The 21,400-nt window shown below is 72.4% G+C and carries 24 protein-coding genes; 13 read left to right on the plus strand and 11 right to left on the minus strand.

What is annotated here, in order from left to right; all coding sequences use genetic code 11:
• Nucleotides 1-92: 92 nt before the first annotated feature.
• Both AC07AZ_RS18685 and AC07AZ_RS18690 read right to left on the minus strand, forming a co-directional pair.
• Nucleotides 93-509: an ATP-binding protein gene (locus AC07AZ_RS18685; RefSeq protein WP_478848984.1), complete on the minus strand. Its 417-nt coding sequence runs from the start codon at nt 507-509 to the stop codon at nt 93-95.
• 350 nt (nt 510-859) lie between these two features.
• Nucleotides 860-1,861 carry a VldE C-terminal domain-containing protein gene (locus AC07AZ_RS18690; RefSeq protein ID WP_478848986.1) on the minus strand — a complete coding sequence of 334 codons (1,002 nt, stop codon included), beginning with the start codon at nt 1,859-1,861 and terminating at the stop codon, nt 860-862.
• Nucleotides 1,862-1,945: 84 nt separating this feature from the next.
• On the opposite strand from AC07AZ_RS18690, the gene dapE reads away from it, so the two are divergent.
• Nucleotides 1,946-3,025, plus strand: a complete 1,080-nt coding sequence (gene dapE, locus AC07AZ_RS18695; RefSeq protein WP_478848988.1) for a succinyl-diaminopimelate desuccinylase — start codon at nt 1,946-1,948, stop codon at nt 3,023-3,025.
• 123 nt (nt 3,026-3,148) lie between these two features.
• Nucleotides 3,149-3,907: an LOG family protein gene (locus AC07AZ_RS18700; RefSeq protein ID WP_478848990.1), complete on the plus strand. Its 759-nt coding sequence runs from the start codon at nt 3,149-3,151 to the stop codon at nt 3,905-3,907.
• Nucleotides 3,908-4,226: 319 nt separating this feature from the next.
• On the opposite strand, the gene folP is transcribed toward AC07AZ_RS18700, so the two are convergent.
• Nucleotides 4,227-5,087 carry a dihydropteroate synthase gene (gene folP / locus AC07AZ_RS18705; protein WP_478848992.1) on the minus strand — a complete coding sequence of 287 codons (861 nt, stop codon included), beginning with the start codon at nt 5,085-5,087 and terminating at the stop codon, nt 4,227-4,229.
• A gap of 112 nt (nt 5,088-5,199) precedes the next feature.
• Between folP and AC07AZ_RS18710 the strand changes: the two genes are divergently transcribed.
• Nucleotides 5,200-5,574: a DivIVA domain-containing protein gene (locus AC07AZ_RS18710; protein ID WP_478849134.1), complete on the plus strand. Its 375-nt coding sequence runs from the start codon at nt 5,200-5,202 to the stop codon at nt 5,572-5,574.
• On the plus strand, nt 5,571-6,149 hold the full coding sequence (locus AC07AZ_RS18715; protein ID WP_478848994.1) for a DNA-3-methyladenine glycosylase I: 579 nt from the start codon (nt 5,571-5,573) through the stop codon (nt 6,147-6,149). Before AC07AZ_RS18710 ends, AC07AZ_RS18715 begins: the two co-directional genes overlap by 4 nt.
• A gap of 16 nt (nt 6,150-6,165) precedes the next feature.
• Here the strand turns inward: AC07AZ_RS18715 and chcB are convergent, their stop codons facing one another.
• The gene (chcB, locus tag AC07AZ_RS18720; protein ID WP_478848996.1) at nt 6,166-6,969 is read right to left on the minus strand and encodes a 2-cyclohexenylcarbonyl CoA isomerase; all 804 of its coding nucleotides are present in this window, start codon (nt 6,967-6,969) and stop codon (nt 6,166-6,168) included.
• Between the two features lie 70 nt (nt 6,970-7,039).
• On the opposite strand from chcB, the gene AC07AZ_RS18725 reads away from it, so the two are divergent.
• Complete coding sequence (locus tag AC07AZ_RS18725) at nt 7,040-7,204, plus strand: hypothetical protein (RefSeq protein WP_478848998.1); 165 nt, start codon at nt 7,040-7,042, stop codon at nt 7,202-7,204.
• Between the two features lie 145 nt (nt 7,205-7,349).
• Nucleotides 7,350-7,517: a DUF3117 domain-containing protein gene (locus AC07AZ_RS18730; protein ID WP_003966491.1), complete on the plus strand. Its 168-nt coding sequence runs from the start codon at nt 7,350-7,352 to the stop codon at nt 7,515-7,517.
• A gap of 93 nt (nt 7,518-7,610) precedes the next feature.
• On the opposite strand, the gene AC07AZ_RS18735 is transcribed toward AC07AZ_RS18730, so the two are convergent.
• Complete coding sequence (locus AC07AZ_RS18735; protein ID WP_478849136.1) at nt 7,611-8,243, minus strand: O-methyltransferase; 633 nt, start codon at nt 8,241-8,243, stop codon at nt 7,611-7,613.
• Between the two features lie 229 nt (nt 8,244-8,472).
• Between AC07AZ_RS18735 and sigE the strand changes: the two genes are divergently transcribed.
• The 4 genes from sigE to AC07AZ_RS18755 all read left to right on the plus strand — a co-directional run bounded on the left by sigE (nt 8,473) and on the right by AC07AZ_RS18755 (nt 12,108).
• On the plus strand, nt 8,473-9,246 hold the full coding sequence (gene sigE / locus AC07AZ_RS18740; RefSeq protein WP_478849000.1) for an RNA polymerase sigma factor SigE: 774 nt from the start codon (nt 8,473-8,475) through the stop codon (nt 9,244-9,246).
• Complete coding sequence (locus tag AC07AZ_RS18745) at nt 9,243-10,226, plus strand: anti-sigma factor family protein (RefSeq protein ID WP_478849002.1); 984 nt, start codon at nt 9,243-9,245, stop codon at nt 10,224-10,226. The genes sigE and AC07AZ_RS18745 overlap by 4 nt, the downstream gene beginning before the upstream one ends.
• A gap of 491 nt (nt 10,227-10,717) precedes the next feature.
• Nucleotides 10,718-11,158 carry a sec-independent translocase gene (locus AC07AZ_RS18750; protein WP_478849004.1) on the plus strand — a complete coding sequence of 147 codons (441 nt, stop codon included), beginning with the start codon at nt 10,718-10,720 and terminating at the stop codon, nt 11,156-11,158.
• A 293-nt stretch (nt 11,159-11,451) separates the two neighbouring features.
• Complete coding sequence (locus AC07AZ_RS18755) at nt 11,452-12,108, plus strand: hypothetical protein (protein WP_478849006.1); 657 nt, start codon at nt 11,452-11,454, stop codon at nt 12,106-12,108.
• Nucleotides 12,109-12,257: 149 nt separating this feature from the next.
• Here the strand turns inward: AC07AZ_RS18755 and AC07AZ_RS18760 are convergent, their stop codons facing one another.
• From AC07AZ_RS18760 to AC07AZ_RS18770, 3 genes are read right to left on the minus strand one after another with little or no spacing between them, the layout of a single operon-like run.
• Nucleotides 12,258-13,391, minus strand: a complete 1,134-nt coding sequence (locus AC07AZ_RS18760) for an Mrp/NBP35 family ATP-binding protein (RefSeq protein ID WP_478849008.1) — start codon at nt 13,389-13,391, stop codon at nt 12,258-12,260.
• Between the two features lie 43 nt (nt 13,392-13,434).
• Entirely contained in the window at nt 13,435-14,046 is a 612-nt protein-coding gene (locus tag AC07AZ_RS18765; RefSeq protein WP_478849010.1) for a DUF1003 domain-containing protein, read from the minus strand.
• The gene (locus tag AC07AZ_RS18770; protein ID WP_478849012.1) at nt 14,036-15,388 is read right to left on the minus strand and encodes a magnesium transporter MgtE N-terminal domain-containing protein; all 1,353 of its coding nucleotides are present in this window, start codon (nt 15,386-15,388) and stop codon (nt 14,036-14,038) included. The genes AC07AZ_RS18765 and AC07AZ_RS18770 overlap by 11 nt, the downstream gene beginning before the upstream one ends.
• 280 nt (nt 15,389-15,668) lie before the next feature.
• Here AC07AZ_RS18770 and AC07AZ_RS18775 point away from each other — a divergent pair, with 280 nt between their 5' ends.
• Nucleotides 15,669-16,412, plus strand: a complete 744-nt coding sequence (locus tag AC07AZ_RS18775) for a hypothetical protein (RefSeq protein WP_478849014.1) — start codon at nt 15,669-15,671, stop codon at nt 16,410-16,412.
• Nucleotides 16,413-16,419: 7 nt separating this feature from the next.
• On the opposite strand, the gene AC07AZ_RS18780 is transcribed toward AC07AZ_RS18775, so the two are convergent.
• Nucleotides 16,420-16,944 (minus strand): hypothetical protein, encoded by a 525-nt coding sequence (locus tag AC07AZ_RS18780; RefSeq protein WP_478849016.1) that lies wholly within the window; start codon nt 16,942-16,944, stop codon nt 16,420-16,422.
• 23 nt (nt 16,945-16,967) lie between these two features.
• Nucleotides 16,968-18,086, minus strand: coding sequence for a magnesium and cobalt transport protein CorA (locus tag AC07AZ_RS18785; RefSeq protein WP_478849018.1), 1,119 nt, complete (start codon nt 18,084-18,086; stop codon nt 16,968-16,970).
• A gap of 536 nt (nt 18,087-18,622) precedes the next feature.
• Here AC07AZ_RS18785 and AC07AZ_RS18790 point away from each other — a divergent pair.
• The gene (locus tag AC07AZ_RS18790) at nt 18,623-19,207 is read left to right on the plus strand and encodes a suppressor of fused domain protein (RefSeq protein ID WP_478849020.1); all 585 of its coding nucleotides are present in this window, start codon (nt 18,623-18,625) and stop codon (nt 19,205-19,207) included.
• A gap of 30 nt (nt 19,208-19,237) precedes the next feature.
• Here the strand turns inward: AC07AZ_RS18790 and AC07AZ_RS18795 are convergent, their stop codons facing one another.
• On the minus strand, nt 19,238-20,491 hold the full coding sequence (locus AC07AZ_RS18795) for an MFS transporter (protein ID WP_478849022.1): 1,254 nt from the start codon (nt 20,489-20,491) through the stop codon (nt 19,238-19,240).
• A gap of 154 nt (nt 20,492-20,645) precedes the next feature.
• Between AC07AZ_RS18795 and AC07AZ_RS18800 the strand changes: the two genes are divergently transcribed.
• Complete coding sequence (locus AC07AZ_RS18800; protein ID WP_478849024.1) at nt 20,646-21,287, plus strand: DUF6758 family protein; 642 nt, start codon at nt 20,646-20,648, stop codon at nt 21,285-21,287.
• Nucleotides 21,288-21,400 lie beyond the last annotated feature (113 nt).

Genomic DNA, 21,400 nt, shown 5'->3' on the forward strand with positions numbered 1-21,400 from the left:
GGTCCGTCGTGCTCTTGGGGTCCACGCACGCGAACGGCGGGGCCCGGGAGTCCCCCCCTCCCCCCCCCGTCCGCGTGCGGGCGTGAGGGCCGTCAGCCGCCGAGCGGGAGGCCCTGCGTGGGCAGGGAGCTGGTCGGCAGCCCGCCCTTGGTCAGGGCGTCCGTCGGCAGTCCGCCCTTGGTGGCGGTCTTCGTGGTGTCACCGAGGATCTCTCCGGCGGCCTTCTGCGCGACCGGCGCCGCCAGCTTCGCGACCTTGCCGGCGGTCGGCACGGCCTTCTTGACGGCCTTGCCGCCGGTGTCGCCGGCGAGCCCGGAGACCTTCGCGGCCGCTCCGTCCACGGGGTTGCCGACGTTCGCGCCGTCCAGCGCGGTGAGCGCGCCGAGGTTCGGAGCGGCCGGAAGCTCGGGGGCCGCACTGGCGGAGCCGGCCGCACCGACCCCGGCGGCCGCCCCCGCAGCGACAAGCAGCGCGGCACGGGCGATCCGACGGGTCAGGGGGAGGGACATGGTGCTCCTTCGACGGGAGGAAACGATGAACTGTCGTCCGTGCCCGCACGTCGACCGCGGTCCGGCCGTCCGGCTGTGGACCGGCCGGCGGTTGATCGTCCGGGCTCGGACGCAGTGACTACCGCTCGAACCCCCCGAAGGTTGCGGCGGCCCGACGTAAAGAGTTGGTAATGCGTCGCATTATCGGTTGTGGATAATAACGGGCAAAGAGTGCCCGTCCCGAAAGCGCGTCGACCCGTACAGCCCTTTGTCCGCAAGGGATCGGGCCGTCGCCGGAAGCAGCGCGGGCAAACCCGCCGAGGGTGTCTCCCGAGGCCGCCCCGCGTGACCCCTGCGGGTGATCGTCCGCACTACTGCGCGGTCACGATCCGCACCGTGCCCGTCCCGGTGTCCGCCGCGGTCCCGCCGGCGACGCGCGTTCCGCTCGTCCGCCACTGGCTGTCGGTGTTCCCGGCGGTCCACTCCCGCCCGTCGTACGCGACGCGTTCGATGTGCAGCGCGGAGGCGTTGGCCACCGCCCAGTGCGCCAGCTGCCAGCCCCGCTGCCGGGCGCTGCGGCGCTCGCCCGTCCCCTTGGCGCCCTTCGCGTCGGCGGCCACCGGCAGGGTCACCGTCCGCCCGCCGCCCGTGGACGCGCTCGCCGTGGGCGACGGCGACGCCTTCGGGTCGCTCACCTCCGCGCCCACCGGCTCCAGCACGTCGCGCCCGAAGTCCCGGACCAGCGCGGACCGCACCCCGTCCGGACCCGCGGCCACGGCGTCGGTCTGCCGGCCGTCACAGGTCAGCGTGGCCGGCGAGGTCCCGGTGAGCGCGGCGGACAGCAGCACGGCGTCCGGTTCGTGCTTCGCGTACGCCGACGGGTAGCCGCTGCGCTGCACGCGCTGGGCGGCGACGGTGAGCGGCAGCCCGGTGTAGCCGGGCACCTTGGCCAGGTGCTCGTAGAAGACACCCGCCGCGTAGGTCGGCTGCATGATCTCCTTCGCCGTGCCCCAGCCCTGCGAGGGCCGCTGCTGGAACAGGCCGAGCGAGTCCCGGTCGCCGTGGCGGATGTTGCGCAGCCCCGACTCCTGGAGCGCGGTCGCCAGCGCGATGGTAACGGCCCGCTCGGGCAGACCGCGCCCGGTGCCCACCGCCGCTATCGTCGCCGCGTTCACCGCCTGCTCCGGCGTGAGGTCGTACGCCGCCGCGGTCCCGTCGCGCGAGACGACCTTGCAGCCGGGTCCGCCCGCGCCACCGGTGACGTACTGCACCACGAGGTAACCGGCGACGGACAGCAGGACCACGAAGGCCGCGCCGAGGCGGAGGAGACGGCCACGGCGGCGCTGGGGAGAGGTGGGGGACGGCTCTGGCACGCGTACAAGGTACTGGAGGCCCCTGTGCCCCCCGCGCCGGGTGGGAAGCAGGGGGCCGACCGCCGGGGCACTAGGGTCGACGGCATGGCCGATACCCCGCTTGACCTCACGCTGGACGCCGCGGGGCTGACCGCGCGGCTCGTCGACTTCCCCTCCGAGAGCGGCGCCGAGAAGCCGCTCGCGGACGCCATCGAGACCGCCCTGCGCGGCCTTCCCCACCTGACGGTCGACCGCCACGGCAACAACGTCGTGGCCCGCACGCACCTGGGCCGTGCCGAACGCGTGATCCTCGCCGGGCACATCGACACGGTGCCGATCGCGGACAACGTGCCCTCCAGGCTGGACGAGGACGGAGTGCTCTGGGGCTGCGGCACCTGCGACATGAAGTCCGGGGTGGCGGTCCAGCTCCGCCTCGCGGCCACCGTCCCCGCCCCCAACCGCGACCTGACCTTCGTCTTCTACGACAACGAGGAGGTCGCCGCCCACCTCAACGGCCTCAAGCACGTCGCCGAGGCGCATCCGCAGTGGCTGGAGGGCGACTTCGCGGTCCTGCTCGAACCGACGGACGGTCAGGTCGAGGGCGGCTGCCAGGGCACGCTGCGGATGTTCCTGAGGTTCACGGGACAGCGTGCGCACTCCGCGCGCGCGTGGATGGGCTCCAACGCGGTCCACGCGGCGGCCCCCGCCCTGGCGAAGCTCGCCGCCTACGAGCCGCGCACCCCGGTCGTGGACGGACTCCGGTTCCACGAGGGCCTCAACGCCGTCCGCGTCGAGGGCGGCGTGGCCAACAACGTCATCCCCGACTCCTGCACCCTCGTCGTCAACTTCCGCTACGCGCCCGACCGCAGCCCCGAGGACGCCGAGGCGTTCGTGCGGGAGTACTTCGCGGACTGCGGTGTGGACGAGTTCGTCGTCGACGACCACAGCGGCGGCGCCCGCCCCGGCCTGAACCACCCGGCGGCGGCCGCCTTCATGGCCGCCGTCGGCGGCGAGGCCCGCCCCAAGTTCGGCTGGACCGACGTCGCCCGGTTCAGCGCCCTGGGCGTACCGGCCGTCAACTACGGCCCCGGCGCACCCCTGCTGGCCCACCGCGTCGACGAACGGGTGCGGGCGTCACTGATTCCCGAGGCGGAGGAACGCCTGCGGCACTGGCTGACGTCCTGACGACGACCAAGCGGGGCGGCGGCGTCCGTACGGCGCTGCGCGGCGGACATGCCGACGTCCCCCGCACGTAACCCCCGTAGATCTACGCTGAGGTGGAAAGACCCGCGATCGGAGGGAGCGCACATGGCTACCGGGAACCCCGAGGGGAAGAAGCAGCCGCCGGAGGAGCAGCGCCTGGGACCGGTTCTCCGACGGCGCGATCAGGTGCAGGCCAGTACGACGGACCAGCGGCTGCTGGACGCGGGCGGCCCGTCGGACTGGGTCCACACCGACCCCTGGCGCGTGCTGCGCATCCAGTCGGAGTTCATCGAGGGCTTCGGCACCCTCGCCGAACTCCCCGCCGCCATCAGCGTGTTCGGCTCGGCGCGGACCCCGGTGGACTCACCCGAGTACGAGGCGGGCGTACGGCTGGGCCGCGGCCTGGTCGAGGCCGGCTTCGCGGTGATCACCGGCGGCGGGCCCGGCGCGATGGAGGCCGCCAACAAGGGGGCCTGCGAGGCGAAGGGCACCTCGGTCGGCCTCGGCATCGAGCTGCCGTTCGAGCAGGGGCTCAACCAGTACGTCGACATCGGCCTCAACTTCCGCTACTTCTTCGTGCGGAAGATGATGTTCGTGAAGTACGCCCAGGGCTTCGTGGTTCTGCCCGGCGGCCTGGGCACGCTCGACGAGTTCTTCGAGGCCCTCACCCTGGTCCAGACCCAGAAGGTCACCCGCTTCCCCATCGTCCTGTTCGGCAGCGCGTACTGGGGCGGCCTGGTCGACTGGCTGAAGAACACGCTGATCGCCCAGGGCAAGGCCGCGGAGAAGGACCTGATGCTCTTCCACGTCACGGACGACGTGGACGAGGCGGTGGCTCTGGTGTCGAAGGAGGCGGGGCGCTGACGGCCCCGGCCGTCGGCTGAACCGCGGTCGTCATGGGAGGGGCCGGCTCGCCGTGCGCCCGGCGTGCCGCCGTTCCTGGTTCAGGCCGTGGCCGCGGGCGTGTGGTTCTCGACCGACGAGGGACGACACCGACGACGTACGACGCGTGACCCCGGGGGGCGCGATCCCAGGGGGAAGGGATGGGGCGGGGGCGCTGTACCGGCGCCCTCGCCGTGCCCTCGCCGGGTTGCCGCGCCGCTTCCCGCCGGGGTGTTACGCCAGTCTCCGGCCGCCCCCGCCGGGGGGTTACGCCAGTCTCCGGCGGGCCACCACCGGCGTGCTACGCCAGTCCCCGGCGGGCCACCGCCGGCGGTCGGTGGCCCGCGATCGACGCCACCATGTCCAGCACCTGACGGGTCTCCGCCACCTCGTGCACGCGGTACACCTGCGCCCCGAGCCACGCGGACACCGCCGTCGTCGCCAGCGTGCCGATCACCCGCTCCTTCACCGGCTTGTCCAGCGTCTCCCCGACGAAGTCCTTGTTGGACAGGGACACCAGCACCGGCCACCCCGTCGCCACCATCTCCTCCAGCCGCCGGGTCGCCTCCAGGCTGTGCCGGGTGCTCTTGCCGAAGTCGTGCCCCGGATCGATCAGCACCGACTCCCGCGGCACCCCCAGCGACACCGCCCGCTCGGCCAGCCCCACGGTCACCCGGAGGATGTCGGCCATGACGTCGTCGTACGCCACCCGGTGCGGCCGGGTCCGCGGTTCGGCGCCGCCCGCGTGCGTGCACACCAGGCCCACCCCGTACCGCGCGGCGACCTCCGCGAGCCGCGGGTCGACGCCGCCCCACGCGTCGTTCAGCAGGTCCGCGCCCGCCTCGCACACGGCCTCGCCGACCTCGTGCCGCCAGGTGTCCACGCTGATCACGGCGTCGGGGAAGCGCCGTCGCACCTCCGCCACGAACCCGACGGTCCGCCGCGCCTCCTCCTCGGCCGTCACCTCCTCGCCCGGCCCGGCCTTGACGCCGCCGATGTCGATGATGGCCGCGCCCTCCGCCACCGCCTGCTCCACGCGCGCGAGGGCGGGCTCGTCGAGGAAGGTGGCTCCCCGGTCGTAGAAGGAGTCCGGGGTCCGGTTCACGATCGCCATGACCACCGGCTCGTGCGCCTCGAACACACGCCTGCCCAGCCTGAGCATTCCCTGTGACCTCTCCTGGTACCTGCTGGTCTTCGGCCCTCTTCGGCCCTGACTGCCAGACTCGCATGGCACGATCGGACCCTGACACATTCGAGGGGACCCAGCGATGGTTATGTTCTTGTTCCTGGTCGTCGCGCTCGCCGTGGTGGTCGCCGCGGTGACGCTCGCCGTGGTCGGCGGCGGCGAGGGTGACGGTCCGCTGCCGGAGGCCGCCCCCGAGCGGCTGCAGGACCCCCTGCCCCCCGACCGCCCGGTGAGCCGCGAGGACGTGGACAGCCTGCGCTTCCCGCTCGCCGCCCGCGGCTACCGCATGGCCGACGTCGACGACGCGCTCGGCCGCCTCGGCGCCGAACTCGCCGAGCGGGACGCCCGTATCGCCGACCTGGAGTCCGCGCTGGCCGGCGCCCAGGCGGCCCCCGCCCACGTCTCCATGGAGAAGCCCGCCCGGGACCACGGGCAGTGGCACGCCCCGGAGGGCGGGCAGTGAGCGACGGCACCGCCCTCGCCGGCCCGGACGGCGCACTGCGCTGCCCCTGGGCCCTGTCCGCCGCGGAATACGTCTCGTACCACGACGGGGAATGGGGACGTCCGGTCCACGGCGACGACGCCCTGTTCGAACGGCTCAGCCTGGAGGCGTTCCAGTCCGGCCTGTCCTGGATCACGATCCTGCGCCGCCGCCCCGGCTTCCGCGCCGCCTTCGCCGGCTTCCGGATCTCCTCGGTCGCCGCCTTCACCGACGACGACCGGGAGCGGCTCCTCGCCGACCCCGGCATCATCCGCAACCGCGCCAAGGTCGACGCGACCCTCGCCAACGCGCGCGTGCTGGCCGACTGGGCGCCGGGCGAGCTGGACGAGCTGATCTGGTCCCACGCGCCCGCCCCCGGGCCGGCCCCCAAGGCCCTCGGGGACGTCCCGGCGATCACCCCGGAGTCCACGGCCCTCTCGAAGGCCCTCAAGAAGCGGGGCCTGCGGTTCGTCGGCCCCACCACGGCGTACGCGCTGATGCAGGCGTGCGGCCTGGTCGACGATCACCTGGCGGACTGCGTGGCCCGCCGGACCTGAGCGGCCAGGCCGGCGCTCACCGCCCCAGGTACTCCGGCTTCTCCTTGTTCACGAACGCGCGGACCGCGATCGTGTGGTCCTCGGAGGCGCCCGCCCGGGTCTGCAGCTCGTCCTCCTTCTCCAGGGTCTCCTCCAGGGAGTGGGACAGCCCGTGGGCCACCGCCTCCTTGATCGCCGCGTACGCCACCGTCGGCCCGGCGGCCAGCGCCCGCGCCACCTTCTCGGCCTCGGCGCGCAGGTCGGCCGCCGGTACGAGACGGTTCGCGATGCCGAGGTCGTACGCCTCCCGCGCCGTGATGCTGCGCGGGAAGAGCAGCAGGTCGGTGGCGCGGCCGGGGCCCACGACCCGCGGCAGCGTCCAGGACACCCCCGAGTCGGCGGTCAGCGCGACACCCGCGAACGAGGTGTTGAACGCCGCCGTGTCCGCCACCACCCGGAAGTCGGCGGCCAGCGCGAAGCCGAAGCCGGCTCCGGCCGCGACACCGTTCACCCCGGCCACCACCGGCTTGGCCATGCCCGTCAGCGCCCGCACGATCGGGTTGTAGTGCTCGCGCACCGTGGTCATGGTGTGCCCCGAGCCGGTCTCCCGGTCGGCGGCCAGCAACCCGATGTGCTCCTTGAGGTCCTGCCCCACGCAGAACGCCCGCTCCCCGGCCGCGGTCAGCAGCACCGCCCGTACGGCGTCGTCGGCCGCCGCGGACTCCACCGCCTCCCGCAGGACGACCTTGGTGGCGATGTCCAGCGCGTTCATCGCCTCGGGGCGGTTCAGCACGATCGTCGCGAGCCCGTCACTGACCTCGTAGAGCACGGTGTCGGCCATGGTGTAACCCCTCCGGTGTCGCGGCTCGGACGTACCCGTCGGCACGTCCCGGTGTGGTCCGAAGGACAGCATGGCGGAGATCACCGGCGGGCGACCGGGCCGCACGTGTGACCTGCGTCAAAGAATTCCGGCGGATTTCCGGTGCGCGGAAGTCCGTGCGGCGGCGCAGTATCGCAGTCAGATCGCCGAATTGAGTGGTTTTGCTCGCGCGCGTTGCCCAAGCGATGCCGACTGATGTTGGTCATCGGGTCCTGAGATGCGGGATAATGGCCTGGAAGCAATGTGTTCGATGCCGGTGTCGCGTGTCCTTCGTCGGGCTGCGCGTGCCCTCCAGGGCCGTCGGCTTTGACGATGAGCTGGTTTCAGGAAGGGGAACGAGCATGGCGGCCATGAAGCCGCGGACGGGCGATGGCCCGCTCGAGGTGACAAAGGAGGGGCGGGGCATTGTCATGCGCGTTCCGCTCGAAGGCGGCGGTCGGCTCGTCGTCGAGCTGACCCCTGACGAGGCCGACGCGCTCGGCGACGCCCTCAAGAAGGTCGTCGGCTGACGCGGGAGCGACCATACCCGTTCAGTCGCCCCGGCACCGCACGCGGTGCCGGGGCGACTGTTTTTTCCGCCCTCGGCGCCACGGGGCGCGGGGTCAGCGTTTGACGGCGCAGAGCAGCCCGTCGCCCACGGGGAGCAGGGACGGCACCAGTTCCTGGCTCTCACGTACCGCGCGCAGCAGCTCCCGCAGCCGCAGCACCTCGGTGGGCTGCGGCCCCGAGTCCACGGTCCGGCCGTTGGCGAAGACGCCCTCGAAGACCACCAGGCCACCGGGACGCAGCAGGCGCAACGATTCAGCGAGGTAGTCCAGGAACTCCAGCCGGTCGCCGTCACAGAAGACGAGGTCGTAGCCGGCGTCCGCGAGCCGGGGCAGGACGTCCAGGGCGCGGCCCGGGATGAAACGGGCCCGGTTGCTGGCGAAACCGCACGCCCGGAAGGCCTGGCGGGCGAACTGCTGGTGCTCCGGCTCCGGGTCCACGGTGGTCAGTACCCCGTCCGGCCGCATGCCGTGCAGAAGATGGATCCCGGAGACGCCGGTGCCGGTGCCGATCTCCGCGACCGCCTTCGCGTCCACCGAGGCCGCCAGCAACCGCAGGGCCGCGCCCGTGCCGGGCGACACCGAGCGCAGGCCCGCCTCACGGGCCCGGTCGCGGGCCCAGCGCAGCACTTCGTCCTCGGCGACGTAGGCGTCGGCGAACGCCCAGCTCGTCTGCCGGTTGCCGCTAATGACCCTCTCCTGTCCCCGTGGTTGCCTGGGCGTGACTGTATCCGTTGCTGCCGGGAACCTGCTGATGGGACCGGGCGTTTAGAGGGGTGCGGGACGACGCGGGGGGACACAGTTGGATCACGATGAGGGACCGGGGCTCCGGCGACCGCCGACGCGTCCGCACGAGCCGGGCCAGCGCACATCATTTTCTCGTAAAACCGCTTATCCGGAGCTAACGGGCGAGGTGGCTATGGTAGGGGCTCCGCTGGACACCATCAGAGCCGACAGGGGAGGTGCGGCGACGTCTGTGGATCGGGGAGGAGCGCTCAGGCGCCTTCTCGGATCGGCGGGCAGGCCGAGATCCGTGAACGACACCGCTGCTGACCACAGCCACGCCGCTGACCAGGCCCAGACCGCGACCTTCGGGACCGACGCGGACGGGCCGGCGTGGACTCCTCCGACCTGGGAGGACATCGTCAGCACCCACAGCGGCCGGGTCTACCGTCTGGCCTATCGCCTGACCGGTAACCAGCACGACGCCGAGGACCTCACGCAGGAGGTCTTCGTCCGCGTCTTCCGCTCGCTGTCGACGTACTCGCCGGGCACCTTCGAGGGCTGGCTGCACCGCATCACCACCAACCTGTTCCTGGACATGGTCCGCCGCAAGCAGCGCATCCGTTTCGACGCCCTCGGCGAGGACGCGGCCGAGCGGCTGCCCAGCCGCGAGCCGTCCCCGCAGCAGCTCTTCAACGACGCCCACTTCGACGCGGACGTGCAGCAGGCCCTGGACACCCTCGCCCCCGAGTTCCGCGCGGCGGTCGTCCTGTGCGACATCGAGGGCCTCTCGTACGAGGAGATCGCCGCGACCCTGGGCGTCAAGCTCGGCACGGTCCGCTCCCGTATCCACCGTGGCCGCTCGCAGCTGCGCAAGGCCCTCGCGCACCGTTCGCCGGAAGCACGCGCCGAGCGCCGTTCCTTCATGCCCCGTGTGCCCGCTCTGGGAGGAGGGGGCGCGACCGCGTGAGTGGATCCCGACCCGATTCCGTAGAGCGGTTCCTGGCCGAGCAGCACCTGGGAGACCGACTCGCCGCCCTGGTGGACGGAGAGCTGGGCCACGAGTCCCGCGACCGCGTCCTCGCCCACCTCGCCACCTGCGCGAAGTGCAAGGCCGAGGCCGACGCACAGCGCCGCCTGAAGAACGTCTTCGCGGAAGCCGCCCCGCCGCCGCCCTCCGAGAGTTTCCTGGCCCGCCTCCAGGGGCTGCCCGGCGGAGGCACCTCCGACCACGGCCAGTCCCCGCCCGCGGGAGGGTTCGGCGTCCACGGAGGCTCCGGCGCCTTCGGGACGCGCCGTTCGGAGCGCTTCGACTTCTCCTACGTGCCCGTCCGGCCGCACCCCTCCGTGCTGCCGGCCGCCGCCTCGGCGGACCGCGGCGGGTTCCGGGTCCACGACGTCAGCCGGCACGACGCCGAACGGTCGGCCTCGCGCGGCATGCGGTTCGCGTTCGCCGCCGCCGGGGCGGTGTCCCTGGCCGCGATCGCCCTCGGCGGTGTCACGGGCGGCGTGCCGACCGACACGGCCGCGGACGCCCGCGGCGGCACCGGCACCGGCAGCAACGTCACACCCGCCCGCACCCAGGGCTCGGGAGCGGTCACCGCTCCGGAGAACCAGCGACGCCGCGGCTCCCTGCTCGCGCAGGGTCTCGGACAGCGGTCCACCCTGGGTGACGTCCCGGCGGCGGCCTCGACCGCGGTGTCCGCGCCGCTGCTGCCCGGGATCACCGCCGCCGCCGGCGCGGGCCTGGCCGAGGAGGCGGTGGACACGCTGACGGCGCCCGTCATGGCCGGCGCCGCCGTCATGTCCCCGCTGATACGTCCGTTCAGTGCCAGTCCGCCGCTGACCCTGACCTCGTGGTCCAACGCCGGGGAGTTCACCGCCCCGGGCCTGCTCCGGCCCGTCCCCGACGCGACCTCCTCCCCCTCCTCCTCGCCCTTCACCCGCTGAGCGGCCTCCGCGCGGTGCCCCGCGAGCCTGGTTGAATCCAGGGACCGGCGGAGGACCCGCGGCGGCGTGGGCGGAGCCGTGCTGCTCGCGCTGGTCTCCGGGGGTGCAGCCGGGGCCACAGGCGCCTGTCCGGAGCGCGAGGCGGGATCGGTGACGTACGCCTGCCCCAGGCCGCGCCGCAGCCCGGTGGGCGATCACGCTGGGCCCCGGCTCCGCCGACGCCCGCTGAGCCGCAGCGGCCACCCGCCCCGGAACCGCCCCGGAACCCGCCCCCGAATCCACAGGAACCTCACACCCGCGGCCCCGCCGGCCGCGCCGCGCGGGGCACGGCAAGGCAAACAACCGGAAAACCCCTCGGGCGGGCGCACTCGGAGTGCCCGGGACAGTACCGGTCGTACGGGATCGCCGGGTACCGTGGACCCGGCCCGGACCACGGAAGACCGCACAGACCACCGAGGGCCGTGGACCGAGGACATCGCAAGGAGCTTCAGGTGTTCAATGACATAGGACCGCTCGAGCTGGTCACGCTCGTTGTCCTCGCCGTGCTCGTCTTCGGTCCGGACAAGCTCCCGAAGGTCATCCAGGACGTCATGCGGACGGTGCGCAAGATCCGCGAGTTCTCGGAGAGCGCGAAGGCGGACATCCGGCAGGAACTCGGCCCGGAGTTCAAGGACTTCGAGTTCGAGGACCTCAACCCCAAGACGTTCATCCGCAAGCAGCTGGACAACGACGAGCTGGGGCTCAAGGAGATCCGCAACGGCTTCGACCTGAAGAAGGAGATGGCCGAGGTCACCGACGCGGTGCACAGCCGCGACACGGACACGTCCTCCACCTCCTCGTCCGGGTCCTCCGGCGGCCGGATCGACATGACGAAGAAGCCCGAGAACCCCGGCGACGACGAGCGGCCGCCCTACGACGCGGACGCCACCTGAGGCGGTACGCCCCGCTGAGGCCGTACGCCCGCTGAAGGCCGTACGCCGGTCGGGCCGTAGGCCACCCGGGTTCCCCGGCACGGCCGTACGTGACGCGTTTCATACGTCCGCCGCCCCTTCCGCGGCCTGAACCCGGGCCTCCGGGCGACCCACGCGGCGGGCGGTTTCCCGGCTGCCCGGAGCGGGGTGGCTATGCTGCCGAGTTGTTGGGCGGGCCGTACCAGAACGAGCACGGCCGCCCGAAGGGGGGCGGGCCGCTCCGGTCCGACGAGAGCGAGGAGGCGTCCGGGCACATGGAGACGACGAGCAGGGCGGTCGCGCAGACGCCGGCCGCGGAGGGCGGACAGCAGGTCCCCTCCGCCCGGCGCACGGTGGACGGCTACCTCCTGGCGCCCTTCCCGTGGTACGGCCTCGACGAGGCGTTCACGGGGCCGCGCTGGCTGATGCAGGTCGGGACGGCGGCCGACGGGGCCGTCGAGCACGGTTCGATCGGACACGGGGAGGAGCCCTCCGTACGCAACGAGGGCACGCAGGACCGGGAGAAGTTCGCGGTGGTGGTCACCGTCGCGGCCAACCCCGTACGCCGCAGCGCCGACGGCACCGGCCTCCTGGAGGCCACCTCGGTGTCCTCCGCGGCCTGGCTCGCGGGGGTGGGACTGCTGTCCTTCACCTGGCCGGGTCAGATGGACCACTCGCTGCGCGACGACTGGCTGGAGCAGCAGACCGAGACCGCGTGGGCCCTCGCCGACGACCTCGCCGGTGAGGACTGGTCCACGCTGTCCCTCCCGGTCGACGGCGTGCCGACGCCCTTCCACTACCGCGAGTCCGAGTTCGGCTGGGTGCTGGCCGGTTCGACGCAGGAGGGCGTCCACGTGGGCGCGTACGGCAGAGGGATGAGCGCGTACGGGCTGGGCTTCGCCATGATCAAGGACATCTCGGCGTACGCGTAGCCGCGACACCGGCCGGGGCGCCGGCGGCGGGACCGCCCGGCGCGCCCGCCGTCACCGTTCTGGTCGCCGCCCGCGCGGGCCGGCGGGCAACGGACGACACGGGCGGGCCCCCGGGGCGCTCAAGCACCCCGGGGGCCCGCCCGCATGTCTCAGAACTTGTTGCGCGGGGTGATCCCGAGGGACAGGCCCGACAGCCCGCGCTGGCGGCCGCCGAGCTTGCCCGCGATGGCCCGCAGGGCGGAGCCCGCCGGGGAGTCCGGGTCCGTCAGGACGACCGGCTTGCCCTCGTCGCCGCCCTCCCGCAGCCGGACGTCGATGGGGATGCTGCCGAGCACGGGGACGCTCGCACCCGTCGTACGGGTCAGGCCGTCGGCGACCGACTGGCCGCCGCCCGTGCCGAACACGTCGACCATCTCGCCGCAGTGCGGGCAGGGCAGGCCCGCCATGTTCTCGACCACGCCGACGATCTTCTGGTGGGTCTGCACGGCGATCGAGCCGGCCCGCTCGGCGACCTCGGCCGCCGCCTGCTGCGGGGTGGTCACCACCAGGATCTCCGCGTTGGGGACCAGCTGCGCCACCGAGATCGCGATGTCGCCGGTGCCCGGGGGCAGGTCCAGGAGCAGCACGTCCAGGTCGCCCCAGTACACGTCCGCGAGGAACTGCTGGAGCGCGCGGTGCAGCATCGGGCCGCGCCACACGACCGGGGCGTTGCCCGGGGTGAACATGCCGATCGAGATGACCTTCACGCCGTGCGCGGACGGCGGCATGATCATGTTCTCGACCTGGGTGGGACGGCCGTCCGCACCGAGCATGCGGGGTACGGAGTGGCCGTAGATGTCGGCGTCGACGACGCCCACCTTCAGACCGTCCGCGGCCATCGCCGCCGCCAGGTTCACCGTCACCGAGGACTTGCCGACACCGCCCTTGCCGGACGCGACCGCGTACACCCGGGTCAGGGAGCCCGGCTTGGCGAAGGGGATCTCGCGGTCCGCCTGGCCGCCGCGCAGCGCCGTCGCCAGTTCCTTGCGCTGCTCGTCGCTCATCACGTCGAGTTCGACGTCGACGCGCGTGACGCCCTCGACGCGCGTGACCGCCTCCGTCACCCGCTGCGTGATCGTGTCCCGCATCGGGCAGCCGGAGACCGTCAGGTACACCGCGACCGCGACCGCTCCGTCCGCGCCGATCTCCACCGACTTGACCATCCCCAGCTCGGTGATGGGCCGGTTGATCTCGGGGTCGTTCACCGTCGCCAGTGCTTCGCGCACCGCGTCTTCCGTAGCCATAGGGTCGATGGTACGGCGCGGCACTGGGGCGCCGGAAAGCCCGTCAGCGGTCGTCTACGTCACGTCCGTGCGGTCGTTCTGCCGGGAATACGACATGGCCCTCGTGCGGGTCACGGCCGCTGTGGCCGTCGCGCCGGTCGTCCAGCTCCTTGACCAGGTCCTGGAGCTCCGAGCGGATCCAGTCGCGGGTGGCGACCTCACCCAGCCTGATCCGCAGCGCGGCGATCTCGCGGGTGAGGTATTCGGTGTCCGCGATCGACCGCTCGTTCTGCTTGCGGTCCTGTTCGAGGTTGACCCGGTCGCGGTCGTCCTGCCGGTTCTGGGCGAGCAGGATCAGCGGGGCCGCGTAGGACGCCTGGAGGGAGAGCATCAGCGTCAGGAAGATGAACGGGTAGTTGTCGAAGCGCACGTCACGCGGCGCGAAGATGTTCCACAGCACCCAGACGATGATGACGATCGTCATCCAGACGATGAACCGCCCGGTGCCCAGGAACCGCGCGATGCGCTCCGACAGCCGGCCGAAGGCCTCCGGGTCCCACTCGGGAAGCAGCCGGCGGCGCGGCGGGCGCGGCTGGTCGAGCCGCGGGCGGTGCCGGGTGCCGGCGGTCGCGCCGGCGGGCGTGCGGTCGCGGCCGCTCTCACGCTCAGGAGTCATGCGCGGCCGCCTCCCCCTGGTCCTTGTCCCTGGCCCCGTTCCCGTTCCCGTTCCCGTTCCCGTCCGCGTCCCCGGTGTCGTCCTCGTCGAGGTGGAACTCCGTCTCGCGCCAGTCGTCCGGCAGCATGTGGTCCAGCACGTCGTCCACGGTCACGGCGCCCAGCAGCGCCCCCGCGTCGTCGACGACGGGCGCCGCGACCATGTCGTACGTCGCGAAGAACCCCGCGACGACCGGAAGTGCCGCGTCCGGCTCCAGCGGCTGCAGGTCGTCGTCGATGATCGCGCCGACCAGCGTGTACGGCGGGTCGCGCAGCAGCCGCTGGAAGTGGACCGTGCCCAGGTACTTGCCGGTCGGCGTCTCGTCGGGCGGCCGGCAGACGTAGACCTGGGCGGCGAGGGCGGGGGACAGGTCGGCGTTGCGGACGCGGGCGAGCGCGTCGGCGACGGTCGCGTCCGGCCGCAGCACGATCGGCTCGGTGGTCATGAGACCGCCCGCGGTGTGTTCCTCGTACGACATCAGGCGCCGCATGTCGGCCGCGTCGGCGGGCTGCATCAGGCTCAGCAACCGCTCCTGGTCCTCCTCGGGGAGCTCGGACAGCAGGTCGGCCGCGTCGTCGGGGTCCATCGCCTCCAGGACGTCGGCCGCGCGCTCCTCCTTCAGCTTGCCGAGGATCTCGATCTGGTCGTCCTCCGGCAGCTCCTCGAGCACGTCGGCGAGACGGTCGTCGTCCAGGGCGGCGGCGACCTCGGCGCGCCGCTTGGCGGAGAGGTGGTGCAGGACGTTGGCGAGGTCGGCGGGGCGCAGCTGCTCGAAGGTGGCCAGCAGGCTCTCCGCGCCCTGCCCCTGCTCCTCCAGGGAGAAGCCGGTGACGGCGGACCACACGACGGTGAGCGTCTCGCCCGACCGGCGCCGGAACGCGCCGCTCCTGCCGCCCTTGCGGACGAACACGCGGTCGATCTCCCAGTCCCTGCGGGCCGGCAGCTGCTGCACCGACACGTCGAGGACGGTGACCTCCTCACCGGTCTCCCCGAGGGTGACGCGCCGGTCGAGCAGCTCACCGAAGACCAGTCGCTCGGTGGGCCGCTGCTCGAAGCGGCGGACGTTGAGCACACCGGTGGTGATGACCTGACCGGACTCGATGCCGGTGACCCTGGTCATGGGCAGGAAGATACGGCGCCGGGTGGAGAGTTCCACGACCAGTCCGAGCACCCGGGGCGGGCGCCGGCCCACCCGCAGCACGACGACCAGATCGCGCACGCGGCCCACCTGGTCGCCGCTCGGATCGAAGACGGCGACGCCGGAGAGGTGCGAGACGAAGATCCGGGGGACGCCCGCTGCCATGGCTGTGCTTCCTTTTCCCGCGGGTGCGCGCCGCGTGTCGCGTACCGCGTGCTCGGTGTCCGGTGGGGTGTCCTGCGCGGGTCTTCCGCTTCTGCTTCCGCTGGGTGTACCGATGCCGGGTGTCTTATCCCCATTGCCCGCCCGGGTGGGCTTCAGGCTAGCCCGTCCCGTTCGGATACGCCCTGGTGAGCGCTTCGGACGGTCTGGCTCCACCCGGCCGCCACCGCCCCGGTACGCTGCCGTACGCCGCTCCGGACCTCCGCCAGAAAGGCACCCACCTGTGACTGTGACTCCCCGGCGCCGTACCCGCTGGACCGCACTGGCGGGCGCGGTCTGCGCCCTGGCCGTGACGGCGACGGGGCTGACGGGATGCGGTTCCGACGATCCGGACGCCGGCACCAACGGGGTCGGCAGACTCAAGCCCGAGCAGATCCAGTCCAGGACCCGCACGGCCGCCGGGTCCGCCGAGGCCGTACACCTGTCGGGGACCGTCGTCACCAGCGGGCGCGCGTACACCCTCGACATGCGCCTGAAGCCCGAGGGCGGCAGCGGCTCGGTCACCTCCCAGGGCATGGCGTTCCGGCTGCTGCGCATCGGGGAGCAGCTGTACCTGAAGGCCGACGCCGGGTTCTGGAACCAGGCGGACGGCGGCGGGGACTCCGGCGCGGCCGACAAGCTCGGCGGCAAGTTCGTGAAGGTGCCGCAGGGCGACCCGGCGTACAAGAAGTTCAGCGGGTTCACGGACAAGGACGTTCTCCTCGAAGGTCTGCTGACGCTGCACGGCGAGCTGGCGACCGACGGCCACCACGAGCAGGCGGGCGTCCGCACCATCCGCCTCACCGGCGACAAGGGCTCCGGCGGCACCCTCGACGTCTCCCTGGAGGGCAAGCCGTATCCGCTGCGCCTGGCGCGGGCGGGCGGCGCGGGCACGCTCGCCTTCTCGGACTGGGGCAAGGACTTCGCCGTGGAAAAACCGGCGCCCGACGAGACGGTGGACTACGGGCAGCAGCTGCCGTCGTCCTGACCCCGCGCTACGGCTGGGCCCCGCCGCGCCGGCGCCGCTTCAACAGCAGCCGGGGCAGGGCGGCCGGCGCCGGCTGCCGGGTGGTCGCCGGGGACGGCAGCGGTGCCTCGGCCAGACTGCCGTCGGGCATCGGGGCCCTCGCTCCGGTGGGCTCCAGGCGCAGCACCCGGCACTCGCGCGCCCAGCGCTCCGTCATGGCCTCGCCGTCGGGGGCGTTGAGCCGCTTGCCCTTCAGCTCGGCGACCGCCGCCTCCCACGCGGGCGACCCGGGCGCCGGCTCGACGACCGTCGCCGTCCACGACACCAGGCGGCCGCCCTTGTCCTTGCTGCGGACGGTCACCTCGGCGTCGGCGCCCGCGGTCAGTGCCGGCAGCGGCTGTTCGCCGGGCCCGTCGCCGACCAGACAGGCGGCGCCCTCGTGCCACACGTGCCACAGGGCGCGGGCCGGTCCGCCGGGGCCCCGGACCCAGATGAGGCCGGACTTCTTCGTGGCCTCCTCGACGAGGGCCTGGCCGAGCAGCTCGCTAGTCATGGCAGCAGCCTATCCACGCGGGCTCACAGCCAGCCGTTGCGCTTGAGCGTGCGGTGGATGCCCACACACATGCCCACCATGACCGACATGACCACGGGGTAGCCGAACTTCCAGTGCAGCTCGGGCATGTAGTCGAAGTTCATGCCGTACACCCCGCACACCATCGTCGGTACGGCGATGATCGCGGCCCATGAGGTGATCTTCCGCATGTCCTCGTTCTGCGCCACGGACGCCTGCGCGAGGTTGGCCTGGAGGATCGAGTTGAGCAGTTCGTCGAAGCCGATGACCTGCTCATGCACCCGGGCGAGGTGGTCGGCGACGTCCCGGAAGTACTTCTGGATGTCCGGGTCGATCAGCCGCATCGGCCGCTCGCTCAGCAGCTGCATGGGCCGCAGCAGGGGCGAGACCGCCCGCTTGAACTCCAGCACCTCCCGCTTGAGCTGGTAGATCCGCGCCGAGTCGACACCGCGTGAGACCCCGCCCCGGCGGCCCGGCGAGAACACCTCGGTCTCCACGTCGTCGATGTCGTCCTGCACCGCGTCGGCGACCGCGACATAGCCGTCGACGACGTGGTCGGCGATCGCGTGCAGCACGGCCGAGGGGCCCCGGGCGAGCAGCTCGGGGTCGTCCTGCAGCCGGTGCCGCAGTGCCCGCAGCGAGCCCTGGCCGCCGTGCCGGACGGTGATGAAGAAGTCCCGTCCGGTGAAGCACATGACCTCGCCGGTCTCGACGACCTCGCTGTTGGCGGTGAGCTGGTCGTGCTCGACGTAGTGGATGGTCTTGAAGACGGTGAACAGGGAGTCGTCGTAGCGCTCCAGCTTGGGCCGCTGGTGGGCCTGCACGGCGTCCTCGACGGCCAGCGGGTGCAGTCCGAACTCGCCCGCGATACCGGAGAATTCGGCCTCGGTCGGCTCGTGCAGGCCGATCCACACGAACCCGCCGTCCCGGCGCACCTGGCGCATCGCCTCGTGCGGGGTCAGCGGCTTCACCGACGCGACGCGGGCGCCGTCGCGGTAGACCGCGCAGTCGATGACGGCCGACGGTGTCGAGGGGTCGCGGGTGGTGTCGTAGACGCCGCTCTCCTTGCGCGGGGAGGGGCGGGACGGGCGGACGACGGCACGCAGGTCACGGATCATCGACATGGCAGGCTCCTTCGCGAACAAGCAACGAAAGGCCGCCCGCGAACGGATGGAACTGCCCGGAATGGGGACGTCCTCCACGGCTCCCCGCCCGCGGGCAGGGGAAGGATGTTCGGCACGTCCACAAAGCGGGGAGCACCGCACCGTCGCGGTGGCGAGCTTCGCTACTGATACAGGCACTGATGCGGATCAGACGGATCAGACGGATCAGGTACAACGAAACGAAGCGCTCTTCCGCGGTGAGGCGAGTGCGAGAGGTGGCGGCCAGCCAGAGCCGGAGCAGCTACATCAGCGGCGGGAAGAGCGGGTGCTACTGCACGGGTGACTTCGGTCCATTGCAGCCCCACCTCCTCCGGCCGGTCCCTCGTGAGGGACGATCCAATCCCCTTGCGGGGAGCCCCCGCAGGGGACTCTCGTCGGTGTCGGGACTCGATCGCGACGCTTCTGCGTGCTGCCCCGAACCACCGGGCAAGAGTAACAGCCGGCTGAAGTGTCAAGGCGCTGCTTTGCCCGCTACTGGTGAGTTCTATGCTCGCGGCATGGCAGATGTTCTTCCTCTGGTCGAGGCCCGGTTGCGCACCGCGCTGGGCGAACCGGACGCGCGCGCCGCGGTCACCTTCGTCGGTACCGACCGCCTGGAGGTGCTGCGTTTCCAGGAGGGCGACATCGTCCGCTACGCCACGCTCGGCATGTCCGCGCAGCCGATGGGCGATCCCACCGCGATGCTCGCCGACCCGGTCAGGGGGCCGCGAGCCGAGCTGGTCCTGTCGGTCCGCGGCGGCCTGGCCGAGACCGACAAGGTGCTCCGCCCGCTCGCCGTCCTCGCCGCGTCCCCGCAGGTCGAGGGCGTGGTCGTGACGCCCGGCGCGTCCCTCGACGTCGGTGAACCCCTGTGGCCCGGCGCCCCGTTCACCTCGGTGCTGGTCGCCGAGCCCGGCGGTCTGGTCGAGGACCTCGCACTCGACGAGCCGCTCGACCCCGTACGGTTTCTGCCGCTGCTGCCGATGACTCCCAACGAGGCCGCCTGGAAACGGGTGCACGGCGCCCAGGCCCTCCAGGAGCGCTGGCTGACGCACGGGACGGACCTGCGGGATCCGTCCCGCACGTCCGTCCCGCTGGAGTGATCCATGTCACCAACTCACGGCTGACGCAGGTCAGTTGGCGAACACGGTGACGCTGTCCTCGGTCGCGTGCCGCGGTTCGTGTTCCTGTGCGTCGTGGGTGAGCGCCCGGCGCCGTACGACGACCACGACCGCGCCCAGCACCGCCGTCACCGCCGCGACCGCGAACGGGACGTGGATGTCGGTCCACTCCTCGATCTTCGGCGCGAAGTACGGCGCGGCGGCGGCCGCGAACCAGCGCACGAAGTTGTAGCCGGCGCTCGCCACCGGGCGCGGCGCGTCCGAGACGCCGAGCGCGAGCTCCGTGTACACCGTGTTGTTCACGCCGATGAACGCGCCGGACAGGATCGTGCAGACGACGGCCGTGGTGTGGTCGCCGTATCCGAGGGCGAGCACGTCGGCCGCGAGCAGCACCAGCGAACCGCCGAGCACCTTCAGCGAGCCGAACCGCTTCTGCAGGCGCGGCGCCACGATCACCGAGAAGACGGCGAGCAGCACACCCCAGGCGAAGAAGACCGCGCCTGACCTGTACGGCGTCATGTTCAGCACGAACGGGGTGAAGGCCAGCACGGTGAAGAACGTGTAGTTGTAGAAGAACGCCGAGACCGCCGCCGAGGCGAGCCCGCCGTGGCCGAGCGCCCTGAGCGGGTCGAGCAGCGAGGTCTTGCGCGCGGGCCGCGGCTGCTCCTTGAGGAACACCGTGACGCACAGGAAGCCGACCGCCATCAGGAACGCGGTGCCGAAGAAGGGGTAGCGCCAGCTGGCGTCACCGAGCAGCGCGCCCAGCAGCGGGCCGCACGCCATACCGAGGCCGAGGGCGGACTCGTAGAGGAGGATGGCGGCCGCGCTGCCGCCGGCCGCGGCGCCGACGATGACCGCGAGGGCCGTCGAGACGAAGAGCGCGTTGCCGAGGCCCCAGCCTGCCCGGAAGCCGACGAGTTCGGCGACCGACCCGGAGGTGCCGGCGAGGCCCGCGAAGACCACGACGAGGGCGAGGCCGAGCAGCAGGGTCTTCTTGCCTCCGATGCGGCTGGAGACGAAGCCGGTCACCAGCATGGCCACGGCGGTGATGAGGAAGTACGAGGTGAACAGCAGGGAGACCTGGCTGGCGGTGGCGTCCAGGCCCTGGGCGATGGACGGCAGGATCGGGTCGACGAGTCCGATGCCCATGAAGGCGACGACGGACGCGCCGGCGGTCGCCCAGACGGCCTTCGGCTGCCGCAGGAGGCCGCCCGCCCCGGAGTCGAACGGGTCGCCGTCGGCGGGACCCCCTGTACTGGTGTGCATGCCTGCTCCCCTTCCGGGATCGTTGTCGTTTACACATAATAAGTTAGCGCAGCTAATTAATGCAAGTTACATGTAATTTTCCCTCGTCAGGGGTTCCGTCCGGACGGGTGATCGTCCTTGACGTGGCGGAGCAGGGGTAGGACCGTGGGGCCCTATGAGGGGCGAACCCAGTTGCCCGAAGTGTGGTGGCCGGGTCAGGGCTCCCGGACTCTTCTCCGATGCCTGGCAGTGCGACGTGCACGGCACCGTGCATCCGCTCCAGCCCGTGATCCCACCCAGTGTCGAGGCCCTCGATGTCGTCGTGCACCGCACGCAGGTACCGGTGTGGATGCCGTGGCCGCTGCCTGTCGGCTGGCTCTTCACGGGCGTGGCCTGCGCGGGCGACGACCGCAGTGGCGGCCGCGCGACCGCCGTGGCCTGCACCGGGCCGGGCCCGCTGGGCGGTGTGGGGGAGCTGATCCTGGTCGCCGAGGAACTCGGCGTCGGCCTCGGCGCGCGGTACGCAGGCATCGACGGCCCGGACCCGGGGCCGTACATGAACGTCGAGAAGCCCGCCCAGGCGAAGGTCCTCGCCGCCGGCCGCCCCACCCCGCTCTGGCACGTCACCGGCAGCCCGGACGACCGGGCCGTCTTCGCGGGCGAGGCGCTCGGGCTGTGGGTGTGGGCGGTCGTGTGGCCCGAGCAGTCGGGACTGCTCATGTACGACGAGCTGGTGCTGACCGATCTGCGGGACGCCGGCGCCGAGGTGGAACTCGTGCCGTGCGGGGCGTTGTCGCCGCGCCTGCTGGAGCCGTGACCCCGGCCGGTGCGGTGCCGGGTGCGGGCCGCGCGGGGCCGGTCACGCGGTCTCCCGCCCTCCTGACGGGTGCTGCCGGGGCGGCCTGGAAGGCGCGGTCCGCCGAGGCTCGG

The organism is Streptomyces sp. NPDC043878 (assembly GCF_056435735.1).

Bases quoted from the DNA above. Each gene is read 5' to 3' on its own strand.
- AC07AZ_RS18700 (WP_478848990.1), top strand. From the start codon at position 3,149: ATGGCTACCGGGAACCCCGAGGGGAAGAAGCAGCCGCCGGAGGAGCAG.
- AC07AZ_RS18765 (WP_478849010.1), bottom strand. From the start codon at position 14,046: ATGACTCCTGAGCGTGAGAGCGGCCGCGACCGCACGCCCGCCGGCGCG.
- AC07AZ_RS18710 (WP_478849134.1), top strand. From the start codon at position 5,200: ATGTTCTTGTTCCTGGTCGTCGCGCTCGCCGTGGTGGTCGCCGCGGTG.
- AC07AZ_RS18730 (WP_003966491.1), top strand. From the start codon at position 7,350: ATGGCGGCCATGAAGCCGCGGACGGGCGATGGCCCGCTCGAGGTGACA.
- AC07AZ_RS18785 (WP_478849018.1), bottom strand. From the start codon at position 18,086: ATGTCGATGATCCGTGACCTGCGTGCCGTCGTCCGCCCGTCCCGCCCC.
- AC07AZ_RS18755 (WP_478849006.1), top strand. From the start codon at position 11,452: ATGGAGACGACGAGCAGGGCGGTCGCGCAGACGCCGGCCGCGGAGGGC.
- dapE (WP_478848988.1), top strand. From the start codon at position 1,946: ATGGCCGATACCCCGCTTGACCTCACGCTGGACGCCGCGGGGCTGACC.
- AC07AZ_RS18780 (WP_478849016.1), bottom strand. From the start codon at position 16,944: ATGACTAGCGAGCTGCTCGGCCAGGCCCTCGTCGAGGAGGCCACGAAG.
- AC07AZ_RS18760 (WP_478849008.1), bottom strand. From the start codon at position 13,391: ATGGCTACGGAAGACGCGGTGCGCGAAGCACTGGCGACGGTGAACGAC.
- AC07AZ_RS18800 (WP_478849024.1), top strand. From the start codon at position 20,646: ATGAGGGGCGAACCCAGTTGCCCGAAGTGTGGTGGCCGGGTCAGGGCT.
- AC07AZ_RS18685 (WP_478848984.1), bottom strand. From the start codon at position 509: ATGTCCCTCCCCCTGACCCGTCGGATCGCCCGTGCCGCGCTGCTTGTC.
- AC07AZ_RS18725 (WP_478848998.1), top strand. From the start codon at position 7,040: ATGGCGGAGATCACCGGCGGGCGACCGGGCCGCACGTGTGACCTGCGT.
- AC07AZ_RS18790 (WP_478849020.1), top strand. From the start codon at position 18,623: ATGGCAGATGTTCTTCCTCTGGTCGAGGCCCGGTTGCGCACCGCGCTG.
- sigE (WP_478849000.1), top strand. From the start codon at position 8,473: ATGGTAGGGGCTCCGCTGGACACCATCAGAGCCGACAGGGGAGGTGCG.
- AC07AZ_RS18770 (WP_478849012.1), bottom strand. From the start codon at position 15,388: ATGGCAGCGGGCGTCCCCCGGATCTTCGTCTCGCACCTCTCCGGCGTC.
- folP (WP_478848992.1), bottom strand. From the start codon at position 5,087: ATGCTCAGGCTGGGCAGGCGTGTGTTCGAGGCGCACGAGCCGGTGGTC.
- AC07AZ_RS18795 (WP_478849022.1), bottom strand. From the start codon at position 20,491: ATGCACACCAGTACAGGGGGTCCCGCCGACGGCGACCCGTTCGACTCC.
- chcB (WP_478848996.1), bottom strand. From the start codon at position 6,969: ATGGCCGACACCGTGCTCTACGAGGTCAGTGACGGGCTCGCGACGATC.